This window comes from Williamsia sp., assembly GCF_036566845.1.
GTDB lineage: Bacteria > Actinomycetota > Actinomycetes > Mycobacteriales > Mycobacteriaceae > Williamsia.
Map to the genome: position 1 here is coordinate 107,320 of NZ_DATCVM010000105.1, position 14,847 is coordinate 122,166.

15 protein-coding genes and 1 pseudogene are annotated in these 14,847 nt (G+C 64.5%); 2 read left to right on the forward strand and 14 right to left on the reverse strand.

Annotated features, from left to right (window positions below; all coding sequences use genetic code 11):
* Window positions 1-5: 5 nt before the first annotated feature.
* The 5 genes from VIQ49_RS09565 to VIQ49_RS09585 are packed head-to-tail and all read right to left on the reverse strand — an operon-like array spanning window position 6 to window position 5,236.
* Window positions 6-1,100, reverse strand: coding sequence for an acyl-CoA dehydrogenase family protein (locus VIQ49_RS09565; protein ID WP_331883708.1), 1,095 nt, complete (start codon window positions 1,098-1,100; stop codon window positions 6-8).
* The gene (locus VIQ49_RS09570; RefSeq protein ID WP_331883711.1) at window positions 1,100-2,284 is read right to left on the reverse strand and encodes an acyl-CoA dehydrogenase family protein; all 1,185 of its coding nucleotides are present in this window, start codon (window positions 2,282-2,284) and stop codon (window positions 1,100-1,102) included. The genes VIQ49_RS09565 and VIQ49_RS09570 overlap by 1 nt, the downstream gene beginning before the upstream one ends.
* Entirely contained in the window at window positions 2,284-3,063 is a 780-nt protein-coding gene (locus VIQ49_RS09575) for an enoyl-CoA hydratase/isomerase family protein (RefSeq protein ID WP_331883786.1), read from the reverse strand. Before VIQ49_RS09575 ends, VIQ49_RS09570 begins: the two co-directional genes overlap by 1 nt.
* Window positions 3,064-3,119: 56 nt before the next feature.
* The gene (locus VIQ49_RS09580; RefSeq protein ID WP_331883714.1) at window positions 3,120-4,091 is read right to left on the reverse strand and encodes an acyl-CoA dehydrogenase family protein; all 972 of its coding nucleotides are present in this window, start codon (window positions 4,089-4,091) and stop codon (window positions 3,120-3,122) included.
* Window positions 4,088-5,236: an acyl-CoA dehydrogenase family protein gene (locus tag VIQ49_RS09585; RefSeq protein WP_331883717.1), complete on the reverse strand. Its 1,149-nt coding sequence runs from the start codon at window positions 5,234-5,236 to the stop codon at window positions 4,088-4,090. The genes VIQ49_RS09580 and VIQ49_RS09585 overlap by 4 nt, the downstream gene beginning before the upstream one ends.
* Window positions 5,237-5,330: 94 nt before the next feature.
* Here VIQ49_RS09585 and VIQ49_RS09590 point away from each other — a divergent pair, with 94 nt between their 5' ends.
* On the forward strand, window positions 5,331-6,134 hold the full coding sequence (locus VIQ49_RS09590) for a FadR/GntR family transcriptional regulator (protein ID WP_331883720.1): 804 nt from the start codon (window positions 5,331-5,333) through the stop codon (window positions 6,132-6,134).
* Between the two features lie 106 nt (window positions 6,135-6,240).
* Here the strand turns inward: VIQ49_RS09590 and VIQ49_RS09595 are convergent, their stop codons facing one another.
* The 8 genes and pseudogenes from VIQ49_RS09595 to VIQ49_RS09630 all read right to left on the reverse strand — a co-directional run.
* Window positions 6,241-7,191 (reverse strand): aldo/keto reductase, encoded by a 951-nt coding sequence (locus VIQ49_RS09595; RefSeq protein WP_331883722.1) that lies wholly within the window; start codon window positions 7,189-7,191, stop codon window positions 6,241-6,243.
* Between the two features lie 30 nt (window positions 7,192-7,221).
* A complete protein-coding gene (locus tag VIQ49_RS09600; protein ID WP_331883725.1) occupies window positions 7,222-7,527 on the reverse strand; it encodes a GlsB/YeaQ/YmgE family stress response membrane protein in 306 nt (101 codons plus the stop codon).
* A gap of 130 nt (window positions 7,528-7,657) precedes the next feature.
* Window positions 7,658-8,089, reverse strand: a complete 432-nt coding sequence (locus VIQ49_RS09605) for a type II toxin-antitoxin system Rv0910 family toxin (RefSeq protein ID WP_331883728.1) — start codon at window positions 8,087-8,089, stop codon at window positions 7,658-7,660.
* A 45-nt stretch (window positions 8,090-8,134) separates the two neighbouring features.
* Window positions 8,135-8,836 carry a type II CAAX prenyl endopeptidase Rce1 family protein gene (locus tag VIQ49_RS09610; protein ID WP_414731607.1) on the reverse strand — a complete coding sequence of 234 codons (702 nt, stop codon included), beginning with the start codon at window positions 8,834-8,836 and terminating at the stop codon, window positions 8,135-8,137.
* On the reverse strand, window positions 8,833-9,957 hold the full coding sequence (locus tag VIQ49_RS09615) for an NAD(P)H-binding protein (RefSeq protein ID WP_331883734.1): 1,125 nt from the start codon (window positions 9,955-9,957) through the stop codon (window positions 8,833-8,835). The genes VIQ49_RS09610 and VIQ49_RS09615 overlap by 4 nt, the downstream gene beginning before the upstream one ends.
* 191 nt (window positions 9,958-10,148) lie before the next feature.
* Window positions 10,149-10,535 (reverse strand): SHOCT domain-containing protein, encoded by a 387-nt coding sequence (locus VIQ49_RS09620; protein ID WP_331883736.1) that lies wholly within the window; start codon window positions 10,533-10,535, stop codon window positions 10,149-10,151.
* Window positions 10,536-10,680: 145 nt separating this feature from the next.
* A complete protein-coding gene (locus VIQ49_RS09625) occupies window positions 10,681-11,079 on the reverse strand; it encodes an SDR family oxidoreductase (RefSeq protein ID WP_414731605.1) in 399 nt (132 codons plus the stop codon).
* 107 nt (window positions 11,080-11,186) lie between these two features.
* A pseudogene (locus VIQ49_RS09630) lies at window positions 11,187-11,712 on the reverse strand (hypothetical protein); the annotation flags it as partial.
* Between the two features lie 121 nt (window positions 11,713-11,833).
* Between VIQ49_RS09630 and VIQ49_RS09635 the strand changes: the two are divergent.
* Window positions 11,834-13,567 carry an FAD-dependent oxidoreductase gene (locus tag VIQ49_RS09635; protein WP_331883739.1) on the forward strand — a complete coding sequence of 578 codons (1,734 nt, stop codon included), beginning with the start codon at window positions 11,834-11,836 and terminating at the stop codon, window positions 13,565-13,567.
* 16 nt (window positions 13,568-13,583) lie between these two features.
* Here VIQ49_RS09635 and VIQ49_RS09640 read toward each other — a convergent pair whose 3' ends face one another.
* On the reverse strand, window positions 13,584-14,780 hold the full coding sequence (locus VIQ49_RS09640) for an amidohydrolase family protein (RefSeq protein ID WP_331883741.1): 1,197 nt from the start codon (window positions 14,778-14,780) through the stop codon (window positions 13,584-13,586).
* Window positions 14,781-14,847 lie beyond the last annotated feature (67 nt).

The window sequence follows — 14,847 nt, forward strand, 5'->3', positions numbered from 1 at the left end:
GCACACTATCGGTATCGGGCGGCCAGACCGGCGCGGTGCTGCGCGGGTGAGCCATACAGCGAACGGTTCAGAATGGCGCGCTTGAGGTAGACGTGGATACCGCTCTCCCACGTGTAGCCCATTCCGCCGTGGAGTTGCATCGCCTTACCCGCCACATCCACGGCCATCGAGGACGCAAATGACTTGGCCATCGAGGCTGTCACCGCGGCATCGGGCCGCCCGGCAGCCAGCGCGGTGACAGCGGCATCGACGAGCTTCTGCGCGACCGTCACCTGAACGAGCATGTCCGCGCAGGCGTGCTTCACAGCTTGAAACGACCCGATCTTGCGGCCGAATTGTTCTCGTACACCCACATATTCAACCGTCGCCGCCATCACGGCCTCACTGAGCCCAAGACTGTCGCAAGCCACTCCGAGCGCTGCGCGATCGTGGAGTTGCCGCAACGCCTCCCCGCCGTCCGATACAAACCGCCACACCGATTCCACCGGCACCACGACATCGTCGGCGATCACCCGGCCGAAGCTGCGCGTGAAATCGACGACTGGCTCATCAGCAACCTCCAGTCCACCGATGGTCGGCTCGACGACCACAACAACGATCCCGCCGCCGGGCTCTTCGGTATCGATCGCGGGAATGAGAAGTCGGTCGGCAACCGGTGCACCCAAGACCAGGTCGGCCTGCCCGTTCACCTGCCATCCCGCATCACAGCGGGTGACGCGGAACCGCGGCTGATCGAGTTCGTCGAGGGCGCTCTCACCTTCCACCACTGCGATCGGTACGACAACACCGGATACGGTGTCCCGCAACAGTTCGTCTCGGGCCGCAGAAGGCGCCAGCGCCTCCAGCAGTCCCAGGCTCAGCGTGGCCACGGCCGGGTAGGGGCCGCTCGCCAGGGCTTGTCCGGCTTCCCGCAGGACGACGGCGGTCTCGGCGAAGGTCGCACCGGCGCCGTCGAACTCGTCGTCCGCCTCCAGTCCGAGCCAGCCGGAACCGGCGACCAATTGCCAGTCGATCGGCACACCGACATCTGCCTTGGCCAGTAGGTCACGAGCCACTGCTCGGAGTTCGCCATGCAGTTCTGAGAGGTTGTCAGTCGACATCAGGTTCCTACCGGTTCACGCGGAAGCCCGAGGCCCCGCTCGCCGATGATGTTGCGTTGTATCTCGCTGGTCCCGCCCGGGATTGTCCATTCCCACGATCCGACGAAATCGAGGACCCAGGAACCCGATTCCCATCCGCTCGACAGCGGTTTGCGCAGGTCTGTCTGCGCAGACAGTCCGGCAACCTCGGCCCCGAAGTCGGTCAGTGCTTGCAGCAGTTCGCTGTAGAACAGCTTCACGATCGAGGCATCGCCCGGCCCGGGATCGTTGTTGGTGGCAAAGTCCGAACAGAGCAGCCGCAGGCCGTCGATCGAAATCTCCAACTCCGCCAGTCGATCTGCCACCCGTGAGTCATCCAGCGGCACAGACCCGTTCCGGCGGGGTTTCGAGCACTCTTCGACCAGCCATCGAAAACCACCGTGCGCCAGCCGTTCCGACAGCTCGAGCATCGTCATACCGCGTTCGGCACCAAGAGTTTCCTGCGCCACCTGCCAGCCGGCGTTCTCCGCGCCGACCAGGTTCTCGGCCGGGACCACCACGTCGTTGAGGAAGATCTCGCAGAAGTGGGATTCGCCGGTCGCCTGCCGGATCGGCCGGACCTCGACTCCCGGCGTCCGCATGTCCATCAGAAAGTACGAGATGCCGCGTCGTTTGGGCGCATCCGGATCGGTACGCGCCAGCAGCAGACACCAGTCGGCGTGCAGCGCGCCACTGGCCCAGAGCTTCTGGCCGTTGACGATGTACGTGTCACCACTCCTGCGCGCAGATGTCGTGAGAGCGGCCATGTCTGAGCCCGCACCGGGTTCAGAGAATCCCTGACACCAGATCTCACCGTCGAGGATCGCCGGGAGATGGCGTTCGCGCTGCTTGTCGGTCCCTGCGGCCAGCAGCGTGGATGCCGCGTGATGGATCGAGACGAACGGCAGCACCAGACGCGGTGCGTCGTGCGCGGCGAGCTCTTGGTAGAGCACCACCTGCTGCTCGACCGACATGCCGCCGCCCCACGCCGCCGGCCAATGCGGAACGGCATACCCGGCGTGGTGGAGTTCGGCAAACCATTCCTTCTGGAAGCGGACGAACTCCTCGTCCGGCACCCCGGTCTGCGCCGACCGCCAGTCTGGTGGAATGTGGCTCACACACCAGTCCCGTACCGTCGCGCGGAAGTCACTGGGCTCTGCCGCCATCAGGATCGGGCCCGATCCACCAGCGCCAGAAGACGTTTCCGATGTTCATCGGTCTGCATCGTGACAACTTCTGCGGCAAAACCCGCCTGCAGCGGGCCGGCCAGGGCCCGACTCAGATGCATGTTGACGATCCGTTTGGTGCTCTGCAACGCCTCGCGGGGTTGCGCGGCAAGACGCTGCGCCAACTGCTGCGCCTGGTCACCGAGGTCGTCCGGGGCACAGACCCGTGTCGCCAGGCCCAACTCCACAGCAGTCGCCGCCGGGATCCGGTCACCGGTGTACAGGTACTCCCGCGACCTCAGAATCGGTGTCAGCAACGGCCAGAACGCCGCGCCCCCGTCACCGGCGGCCAGACCGACTGCCACGTGAGGATCGGCCAGATAGGCCTTCTCCGAGATCAGGACCACGTCGCAGAGCACCGCGATGCTGCAGCCGAGACCGACCGCCGGGCCATTGACGGCAGCGATGACCGGCAGTGGGAACCGCAGCATCTCGTCGATGATCTCGGCACCTTCGCGAATGCTCTCGTCGCGTCCGGCGGGATCGTCGAGGAACGAGGTGATCCAGCCCAGGTCGCCACCGGCACTGAATGCCCGGCCCGACCCCGTGAGGATCACGACGGCGGCATCGCGGTCGGCGGCGATCTGCCGCCAGACGTTCGCCAGGGCCCAATGCAGGTTCTCGTTGACCGCACCGAGGTCGTCGGGCCGATTGATGGTGACTGTCCGGACCGGTCCGTCAGACGTCACCGTCAGTTCGGCGGGAAGGTCGTACGTCACCGTGTCCCCACTGTTTTGGCCAATGCCGTCGGTCATCGCGGTTGTCGTCGCATCTGTCATCGAATGACCGCCGCCGGTTCGGACACCGCGACCGGCGCGTTGCCGAACAGTCCGGTCAGGCCCTTGCGACTCACGCGCGCCGTCAGCGCAGCGCCCGTCGAAGCAAGGCCCAGCGGTAGTCGTCGCAACGGCAAGCTGTACCGCGAGAGCCACGAGAGTGTGGTCTCGTCGCAGAATCCGGTGGCCCCGTGCAATTGGTGGGCAACCCGGAAGACGACGTCGGCCGCCTCCACCGCTGCCAACCGCAGCGCCAACGCATCATCGACGGCCTCGTCCAAACCGGCTTCGATGCTCCACAATGCGTACTTGGCAAGGACTTCCACGCCACAGCGCTCGACTTCGGCGTCGGTGAGCTGGAACTGGACACCTTGCAGTTGGGCCAGCGGCCGACCGAACTGCTCGCGCATGAGGACGTGCGCACGGGTGAGTTCCAGTGCACGGTCGAGCATTCCCAACAACGTCCAGCACGGCAGCACCAACCCGAGGGCGAGGTCCGTGGCGCCGCCGTTGTCGATGGGCACAAGATCGAGCGGCGCCACAAACGCCGATGTTCGAGGGGATTCGGTCGCCGGAAGCACGGTGACCGAACTGCGGAGACCACTCAATGACACCGCTGACCACCGTAGATCCAGACCGGCGACGGCGGCTGCGGGGCCGCTGTCGGCAACCACCACCAAGCCGTCGACATCAAGATCCATCGGCTTCGCGAGACGTTCGGCCACCGGATACGGGATGCCCCAATGCCCGGCGCTCCGACACAACGCGGCTGCCGCCTCGAGTTCGTCAACATCGCCACGGGGGTTGAGATCCCAGGCCCCGAGGCCGGCAAACACCGACTCCAGCGCCCGATGACGTCCCGCCGGATCCACCTCTGCCACTTCGAGGAGCCGGTCGCCGCCCGCCGATTCGAATGCCCGGAGTGCCGCTGTTCCGTAGTCCGTGGCCTCGGTGCTCAGTTCGATGTTCATGACGCCACCAGCAGGTTGCGGGCAAGCAGAATCCGCTGCATCTCGATGCTGCCGGACGACACCGTTGCCGCCTGCGAGTAGGTCCAGTGCGCCCCGACGTCGAGCCGGAAACCTTCGGCCGCCTCGCCCGTCGACGGGGCGTAGGCGGCAATCTCCGAAAGCACGGCGGCGCTGGCCTGATCGAGACTTGTCACCGCAATCCGGTAGAGGGCGGAGTCCGCCGGGCGGACCCGGCCCTCGCTCTGCATCGAGACGACCCGATACGCGAGCAGCCTGGCCCGACGGCAGTGCACCAGCATCCGGGCCCACCGTGCGAGGAGTTCGGCCGGCAGATTGTCCCACTCGTCGCCCAGCACCTGTGGCGCCTCGTGCAGCAGCTTCTCGCATCGGGCGTATCGCGCGATCCCCACCCGCTCGAACGCGAGCACTTCCTGAACGACCCTCCATCCCTCGTCGACGGACCCGAGGACTTGCGCCTGCGACACCTTCAGATCGTTGAAGAAGACCTCGTTGAGGTGATGGGGGCCGAGCATCGAGCGGATCGGCCTCACCTCGATGGCCGGATCGGACATCGGGACCAGGAACACCGTCAGCCCGTTCTGCTTACGCTCCCCCGACGAGGTGCGGGCGAGAAGGAAACACCACTGCGCCATCGTGGCGTACGAGGTCCAGATCTTCTGGCCGGAAATGCTCCAGCCGTCACCCTCGCGCCGCGCCGCGGTGCGCAGCGACGCCAGATCGGATCCCGATCCGGGCTCACTGAAACCCTGACACCAGATCACCTCGCCACGCGCGATCGGCGGGAGATGCAACTGCTGCTGCTCCTGCGTCCCGTGCCGCATGATCGTCGGCCCGACCCAGTTCACGCCCATGTACTGGGCGCCTCGCGGCTCGTGATGTGCCCACATCTCCTCGCGGACCACGGCCTGTTCCCAGACCGACGCATCGCGTCCGCCGAACTCTTCGGGCCAGGCCATACAGAGCAGGTCCCGCTCCGCGAGGAACCGGCAGAACGCCTGGGCGGTGTCGAGGTCGCCCGGGTCATCGGTGAACGCGCCCCGGAACTGTGCCGGGACATTGTCCTTGATCAGCCGGCGAAGGTCAGCGCGGAGCGCATTCGCCGGCTCACCCAACGTGAAGTCCATGCGAGCACGGTAGCTCAATCCTCATAAGGATTGGAATACTTGAATGGTAAGTGTCGGGAGATTAAACTGGCTGAGTGAATATAAGGTGGCGAATGTGACAACAGCCCCGAGCCGCCGGGTACCACAGCGCCGGATCGCCGAAACCGTTGCCGATGAGCTGCGGGACAACATCCTGGCCGACGACAACTACCGCCTTCCCACCCAGGAACAACTGGTCAAGGACTTCGGCGTCAGCTACCCCTCGATCCGCGAAGCACTGCGCATCCTTGAGACAGAGGGGCTGGTAACGGTCCGCCGGGGCAACGTCGGCGGCGCGGACGTCCACCGTCCTGACGAGACGTCCGCCGCCTACCACCTCGGCCTTTCCCTGCAGGCAGGCCGCGTCACCCTCGAGGACCTCGCAGTCGGACTGCAGATGCTCGAGCCCATGTGTGCCGCCGAGTGCGCCAGACGCGAAGACCGTCTCGAGGTTGTGGTCCCGGCCCTGACCAAGGCCATCGACGAATCCGTCGAGCACATCACCAACGGTGTCGACTTCACCCACGCCGCACGCGACTTCCACGACATGGTCGTCTCGTTCACACCCATCGCCACCATCCGATACGCCGTGGGTAGTTACGTGGCGCTGTGGACGGCGCAAGAGGAGGCCTGGGCAGAAGCGCGCACCCGGCACGGCGAGTACCCGTCGCAGGTCGAGGCCGAGGGTGCCGTCCATGCCCATCGCCGACTGGTCGAGGAAATCGCCGCAGGCCGGGCCGACGAAGCCGAACGCATGGCCCGTGCCCACCTCGCCGCAACGCAGGCTCTCGTGCTGGAGCGCTACGGCGACCGTGTGGTCAACGCCTCCGCAGCCATGTCGCGCCAGACCATCCAATCCAGCCGACGGTCCCGCCGGTAGCGGTCGGGCTGCCGATTCCCCAAAATTCGCGCCGCTCGCCGACATCCGCTCCTGTTGCAACAGGAGCGCACGCAGGCAACCGGCGCGAATTTGGTTGTTGCCAGGGTCAGTTGGTGGTGACCAGCGCTGAGACCGTGTCGAGTCGATGTAGTTCGGCGTCAGACAATTCCAGGTCGACCGACGCGATCAGGGCATCCAACTGCCCGTGAACGCGGGCGCTGGCGATGGGTGCGACAACGGTTGACTGTTGCCTCGTCCACGCCAGTGCCACCGTGGCGATCTCCATGCCGCGTGTTACCGCGATGATCGCCAATTCGTCGACCACGGCCAGACCTTCGGTGGTGAAGTAGCCGTCGACGATCCGGCTGCGGGCGGCGCCGTCCACGTCGGCCTGCGTACGGTATTTGCCGGTGAGGAAGCCGCTGGCGAGTGCCCAGTACGGCATCACACCGAGATCGAACTTCTCGGCGAGAGGGCGCAGGGTCGATTCGAAGGGCTCCCGTACAACAAGGCTGTAGTGCGGTTGCAGGGCAATCGGTTTGGCAAAGTTGTTTGCTTCACAGATCGACAGCCACTCGGAGATACGTTCCGGCGAGTAGTTCGAGATCCCGAGGTACCGGACCTTGCCGTCGCGAACCAGAGAGTCGAACGCGCCCAACGTTTCTTCCAGCGGCACAGACGGATCGTCGTAGTGCGCGTAGTACAGATCGATGTGGTCGGTCTGCAAACGCTGCAAGGACGCCTCGGCGGCCCTGGCGATGTTGTCGGGGGCAAGGCCCAGGAAGTCCGGGTGCCGGCTCACCTTGGTGGCAAGGACAACATCATCGCGACGACCACGGGCGGCGAGCCACTGCCCGAGGACGGTTTCGGACTCTCCTCCCGAGTTTCCCGGAATCGACGCCATATAGCTGTCGGACGTGTCGATGAAATCACCGCCGGCCACGACGAACGCGTCGAGAACTGCGAATGACGTGTCCTGGTCGCTGGTCCAGCCAAAAGTGTTGCCACCCAGATTGAGCGGGAACACATCCAGATCAGAGTGTCCGATACGGGTCACGAGATCCCTCTGTAGTCGGTCGGGATTTCCCTACTTCTTGACCTTTTTCACAATCCACAGCAGGATGACCGAGCCCAGAAGCGCTGTGAGGAACGTGAAGAACCATCCGCCACTTGCGGTGTCGAAGGCGAAGCTCAGGATGAACCCACCGAGGAACGCGCCGATCACACCGACAACGATGTTGAGCAGAATGCCCATCTGCTTGTCGGTGCCCATGAACTTGCTTGCCAGCCAACCGGCGAGGCCACCGATGATGATGTAACCGATCACGCCCACCGAGGTTGTGGTGGTCGACCGCTCTGCCAGGATCTCAACCGCTTGATACGTGGTGCTCACTTCGTGTTCCTAACGTCGTTGTGTGGAACGATCCGGCGCCTGCAGCCGCCCATCTCAGGCTCGTCGCCGCAGCACATCCGCGTCCAACACTACAAACCCTGGACGGATCATGGGCGATCATTGCGGGTCATCACCGGCCCAAAGCCACCAGATTGTCCACTGACCTGCGAACATCCGAATCGATGACCCTCGCAACAAGATTGCCGACCGGGCCGTTCAACACGCCGCCGCTGATGGTTGCGTTGAGGTCGAACACCGAACCTTCGCCGTCGGGCGTCACCTTCAGTTCGATGTCGATGTGCACACCACCGCGTCCGCGGCCCGAGAGTTCGAGAAGTTGAGGCTTCTCGTAGCGGGTCACCGTCCATGCGATCGTGTTGCGAAAACCCTTGACCTTGATCAGCGATGAGACCTTGGTACCCAACTCGACCTGAGCGGGGAGCGGACTCTTCCACCCGGCAAAGATCGTCATCCACTCGTCGAATCTGCCCAGATCCGATGCCATCTCCCACGCCGCGTCAGGCCGAAGATTCGACCGCACCGAGACATCTACGCCAGCCATACATAACCTCCATAGAATTTGTCGCGCCCACGGTGGGGCATCCGGTCAAAAGAGTTGCGGTAGAACCAAAACCATGACAATCGTCCACGCGATGTGGGTGAAGACCGGCGCCACGACGCCGGCCGTTGCCCGGCGTTCGAGCGCACAGACCAGACCCAGCAAGATCGCCGCGAACCCGAGCATCGGATTTCCGCTGGCCAGCGTTGCGATCACGTAGATGACCGTCGAGAAGATCACTGGTGCATGGCCTCTGAGTGCGGAGTACACCGCGCCGCGGAAGAACATCTCCTCCGCGATGCCGTTGACGATCGCCGTGGACAGAACCAGCACCAGGCCACCGGTGTCGGCGTGGTCGAGCACATCGGCGATGAAGTCGCGAACCGGCGGGATCTCCCTGACGACAAGGCCGCCGACCACAAAGATCGCACCGAGCAAGGCGCCGACCACCACCCCGATCCACGCAGCACGCACCGGACCACCACGAGGAGGCGGGAACGAGCCGATCGGCAGCGGTCCGGACAGCAATGCCCCCACAGCCCACACGGCGGCGAGCGCGAACGTCATGGGATAGAACGACGAATCGCCCGGATCGATCGAGAGAGACAGTCCGAGCATCACGCTGCCGGCGATCAACACGATCGCGACAACGATCCGCCGCCGCATCAACGTCCGTCGCGGCTCCGGAGGTTCGGGATCGTCTTGGACTGTGCCCAGCAGGAATTCGAGCTTCTCGGGTATCGCGATCACAACAGAGGCCACAACTTGTTCAGACCCGACGTGGCGATCACTCCGTCCACCACCGACCGGACCGGCATCACCACCCGATTGCGGACGCCGCGCTTCACCCGCATCAGATCTCCACCAGCCCAGGACGGATCGGTGTCGGCCAGGTGATGAATATCGGTCAGTTTGTCCACCGGCTTCGGCATCGGACTGTCCACAGAGCGCCGCACAGCTTCGCGAATGGTCAAGAGTCCTCCCGGCGGATCAGGGACGTGGTCGCGGATCTTGTTCTCGGAGGCCTTCATCGGATGATCCAGCGAGCGCACCAGATCGGAGGCGAGGCCACTCGGTATCGGCACCACCAGGCCGCTGAGAAAGCCGGCCAGCCGAATGTCGATGCCGGGCAACACCACACCCACCCGCGGCGAGCGGCTCGCGCGCAGATACGCGAACAGCAAGGAACTGTACGACGACGTCTCAGCGCTCGCGATGTCGTAGTACCCCGGCGGTACCTTTTCAAACGCCGCCGCCGCGAGATAGTGAACGGTGTCACGCACCGAGATGGGATCCATCGGGTTGTCGATCCAGGACGGCAACGGGATCACCGCCAGCCGGTCCGACATGTATCGCACCATCTCGAACGACGTCGATCCCGCACCGATCACCACTGCCGCCCGCAGCCACACCAGTTCGGGGCCGTCGTCGAGGTCGAGTGCCTGACCCACCTCCGACCGGCTCTCCAGGTGCTCGGAAAGCTCACCGTCGTCGGGGACGAATCCACCGAGATAGACGATGCGTCCCACCCGGTGATCACGCGCCGCGAACGCGACATTGCGCGCCGCGACCTCGTCGTCCCTGCGGAAGTTCTTCTGACCGATGCCATGGACCAGGTAATACGCCACGTCGATGGGGCCGGCCGACGTCAGGCCGGCACGCACCGAATCGGGGTCCATCGCATCGAGCTCCACGGTCGCGACGTCGCCGAACCAGCCGAACGGCTTCAGTCTGTTGGCATTCCGCGACGCAGCAACAACGTCGTGTCCGTCTGCCAGCAGTCTGGTGACCAGACGGGCCCCGATGTAACCGGTGGCACCCAGTACAAGTATTCGCATGTCTTCGCCGTCCGTTGGATCTGTGCTCGCCACCGGGGTTTCGGTGAGGCCAGCCGACCCGCCCCCGTGCTGGAGCAGCTATCGCTGTACGTCTGACATACATAGCACCGTCGCCCCGTATGTGCAGTGACACCGCACACCCTGGCGACGTTGCCGCCCTACGAAAACACTCCAGGCACCGAACGCGCTGCGCGTTCGGTGCCTGGAGTGGAATTACCTGCTGGTCAGTGCGCCAGCGCTTTTGCCTTCAACTGCTCGAACTCGCCCTGGTCGATGGTGCCTGCGTCGAGCAGGGCCTTCGCGGACGCGATCTGATCTGCGGGTCCCGCAGTACCGGCGGCCTGCTTGATGTACGCATCGGCCTGCTTCTGCGCGGCGAGCTGGGAATCACGTGCCCGCTCGGACATTCCGCGACCACGAGCGATGAGGTACACGAACAGGGTTATGTAGGGCAGAAGGACCAAGAAGAGAATCCAGACGGCCTTGACCCAACCCGAGGTCTTGTGGTCACGAAACAGATCGATCAAAACGTTGAACAGAATCATGAGGTACGCGATGAAAGCGAAGATCACCAGCGTGTACCAGATGAAGTCCCAGAATGAATCCCACATAGCCCGACCGCTCCTTGCTCGGCAGATCGCCGACTATCGGCGACCAGGTAAAAATCATTGCACGCCAGTGGGTGCAATCGCACGACCTGGGTCCGGGTTTACGGATTTTTTCGCAGGTTTGCGTGAAAAGTTGCCACCCATTTACTCACATTTCGGTCATCGCGTCGTCGAGATTTCGCCCGTCAGGAATCACCGCACCGGTCAGATAGCTACCGGCCCGGCTGGTGAGATAGAGAACGGCACCGATGACATCGTCCGGACGCCCGATCCGTCCGAATGGGGTGTTCGCCTCGATCGCGTCGCGCCGTTCTTCCAGATCGAGCACCTTGTCGAACGCGGACGACGGGAACTCATCGACCGGTGCTCCCCACGTGACCCCGGCGTTGTTCACCAGGATGTCGATCGATTCGACCCGGTCGAGCACGTCTTGGGCAAGCTTGGAACAGCCCTCGGGTGTCGACAGATCCGCCCCGATCGCGATCACCTCCGACTCGGCGGCCTTCTCGAGTGCGTCCGGCGATGACAACCCTGACCCCGCGCTCATGGAGTCCGTGGGCGATCATCGCCCCGATCCCGCTGGTACCCCCGGTGACCAGGACTGTCTTACCACTGATGTCGAACAGGTCTGCAGTCATGCTCTGTTGATACCAACTACCGGCGTCGCGGGTGCGGGATCCAGGAACGCGCGCCCACACCGTTGCGCACCGAATCGTCGATCGTGGAGTTGACCCCGCCCACCCGATAGGTGGCACCGCGGTGGCAGGCAGCAGGTCGCCCTTGCCGAAAAGCTTGTGCCGCAACGTACCCGGTGTCACGGCGTACGCGAGATTGAAACCGTCGATGCCGCCCCAGGCCGCGATGTCGCGCACGGTCCGCTCCTCCAGGTCGCCGGACGCCTGACTGAAGGCGGCCACCGCCGACTGGATGGCGTTGCTCTGCACGTTGCCGATCGGTTCGTCGAGGTCGTACTCGGGTCGGCGAACACCGCGTGGTCCTTGTCGCGCCGCACGGCGTCGCGCTCCCAGGAGCCTTCCCACAGTTTGTAGAGCACTTCGAGGTATTCGTAGGCATGGTCATAGCGCGCGTCGTGCTCGAGCTGGTCGACCTCACCCGTGTTCAGTGAGATCTGGGCGCCCTGACGGATCGCGGCCTCGTCGGTACCCGCGTACACGTCGTAGGGATGCCAACCTCTCACCTTCGATCGCCCGGGAACCCGGACCTACCGGTCTTCCGGCGTCCGAAGGCGACGGAAGCACTTGCGATCACGCTGACCCCAATGTCCCGCTAGATTTGACGGGGTGACTTCTGAATCATCATTCGATCTGCCGGACCCGAACGACCGTCTGACCCCGGCGATCGTCCTCTCGGCCTCCGACGGCGCGAGGAACACCGTCATCGACGAAATCCGCAGCCGGTACGGCCGCGACTACACCATCACGTTCGCCGCAACCGGGGGCGAATGCCTCGAACTCACCAAAAACCTCCTGGCGCACAAGGTTCCGATCGCGCTGTTCCTCATCGAGCTCGACGATCTCGGCGACTGGCACGGCGATGCGCTGCTCCAGAAACTGCGATTTGTCGTGCCATCGGCCCGTCGAGTGGCCCTGATCCCCGCGGTCCGGTTCGGGGATTCCTTCGACGAACTGCGAAGCGGTGTCACCGAGGGGCGCTACGACACCTACCTCGGAATCCCTCGCGGTCAGCGCGACGAGGAGTTCCACACCGCGATCGTGGAGTATCTGTCCGACTGGGGATGGTCGGTGGCCGCACCCGAGGTCGCCTACCTACAGATCGTGGCCGACGGTCCCTCACCGGAACTGTCCGCGATCCGCGACTTCCTCGACCGGATGGGTATGCCCGTCGAGATCCATCACCCGGAGTCCATCGTGGGCCGGGAGATCCTCGAATCGGTTGAAGGTGACTCCGAGCTGCCAGTTCTCAGCCGTCTCGGAAAGCCACCGCTGTCGCGGCCGACGGTCAGCGAGGTCGCGGCCACCATCTACGGCACCCCGGACAAGATTCCCGAGGGCACCGTCGCCGACCTCCTGGTGATCGGCGCGGGGCCGGCCGGGCTCGCCACCGCCGTCTACGGCGCCTCCGAGGGCCTCACCACCACGGTCATCGAACAAGGTGCCATCGGTGGCCAGGCCGGCACCAGCTCGATGATCCGGAACTATCTCGGCTTTCCGCGCGGGATCTCCGGTATGCGCTTGGCCCAGCGAGCCCGGATCCAGGCCAGTCGCTTCGGGGCGCAGTTCTTCTCCGGTGAGGGCGTGACCGAGATCGAGATCGACGCCTCGTTCGACCATCACCACGTGCGAGTCGGCGACGCCCGCATCTGCGCGCGCACCATCGTCATCGCCACGGGTGTGGCCTACCGCCGATTCGGCGTGCGCGGCTGCGAGGACCTCGTCGGGTCGGGGGTCTATTACGGCGCCGCCACCAGCGCCGCTCGTGAGATGACCGGCCGCGACGTCGTGGTGGTCGGGGGTGGTAACTCCGCCGGCCAGGCCGCGATGCACCTGTCCCGGTTCGCCAAGTCGGTGACGATCGCGATCCGTCGGGACTCACTCACCGCCACCATGTCGGACTACCTGATCCAGGAGATCGAAGCCAGTCCGTGCATCACGGTAAAGCCCCACACCGAGGTGGTCGACGGCGGCGGCGAGGGTCATCTCGAGTGGCTCGAACTCTGCAACAACCAGACCCGCAGCTCCGAGCGCGTGGACGCGTCGGGACTGTTCCTGCTTCTGGGCGCGGCACCGACCTGCGACTGGATCCCGAAAGCCATCAAACGCGACGAACACGGTTTCCTGTTGACCGGGCGATCGATGCCGAAGGAGTACTGGACGGGCGGGGTTCCGCCGGCGTTCCTCGAGACCACGGTGCCCGGGATCTTCGCCGTCGGCGACGTGCGCAGCGGCTCGATGAAGCGCGTGGCATCAGCCAGCGGCGAGGGCGCCTCCGCGGTTCCCCTGGTCCATGACCGTCTGCAACAGGTCCGTCTGGAGAACCTGCCGGCCGCGCACTAGACCCGCGGCACCGGGGTCAGGCCAGGCGGTAGACACGTCGAGCGTTGTCGCGGAACACCTTTCGGAGCAAACTACCGCCGTAGGGCTCCAGGACATCCAGCTGACTCCCGACGATCATCGACAGCGTTGCGTTCGGTTTGTCTACCGGGAAGTTGGACCCGAACATCAACCGATCGGGCCCGAACGCCTTCACCGCATGTTCGATCAGGGGCCCGGTCATGTTGGTCAGTGTCTGCTGCGTGCCGATGTTCCCAAAACGCTGATGTCCGTAGCCCAGCAACGGGAACGCGATGCCCGACAGCTTCGCGACCACGTTGCGGCACTGCGCCAACGCCGAGATGTCCTCACGCCACGCCCGCAGGAGTTCGTGCCGCTGCGCCGCCGTACTGCCCGTCGTCTGACCCATCGGACCGAACAGACCGACAGGAGTGCCGAGATGGTTGAGGACGATGGTCGTGTCGGGATACTCACGTGCCAGCGCCCGGACATCGCGGAGTTGGTGCGAATACACCCAGACTTCGAAGACCAGGTCGTGCTCCGCGATCGCGGCGAACCCCGCCAGGAACTCCGGGGACACCAGCACCCCGTCGGCGTCGGCCCAACTCCGCACCTTGGGATCGGGGTGCCACGCGGACACACATCGAATTCCGCGGACCTTGTCACTGACGTCGAGGTGCATCTCGATGAGCTGCCCGAACTTCGGATTGCACGGGTCACCTCGGGCCACGATGGCGGCGAGATCGGGTGCGCCGTTCTTTCCGAACGGAAGGTGTGTCACCCAACGGGTTTCATCGGTGGAGCCGAACGGCTCGTCAACAACCCACTGGGTCTCCATGTACACCACAGATTCGATCGGCACGCCGCATACCGGAACCGCATCGGCGGAGTCGGCGTAGTAGTGCTTCGGCAGATACGGCCTGGCGACGATCCGGGGGTCGAGGATGAGCTCTCGATCCTTCTGAGCCACCGCGTAGCGGAAGATTGCCTTTCCGAGCACCGGGGCCGCTCGGTAAAGCCGGGTACTTCGCGATGATTCCCACGGAGAAGTCAGCGGATCCCACTGATGGACGTGTGTATCGATGATCCCCGGAATGACCCGCGCCAGCAGACCCGAATCATCGTCCGCGGATTGGCGCGCGCGTGCCCCGGACGATTCACCCGGCCCGGCGAGCGAACTGTCGCGCACATAATTACCGGCGCGCCCCTTTGCCATGAGTCGACTCTACCCAGCCGACTGCCGTCGCTTGATCGTAAGTGGGCGGAAAACACAATAAACTGTC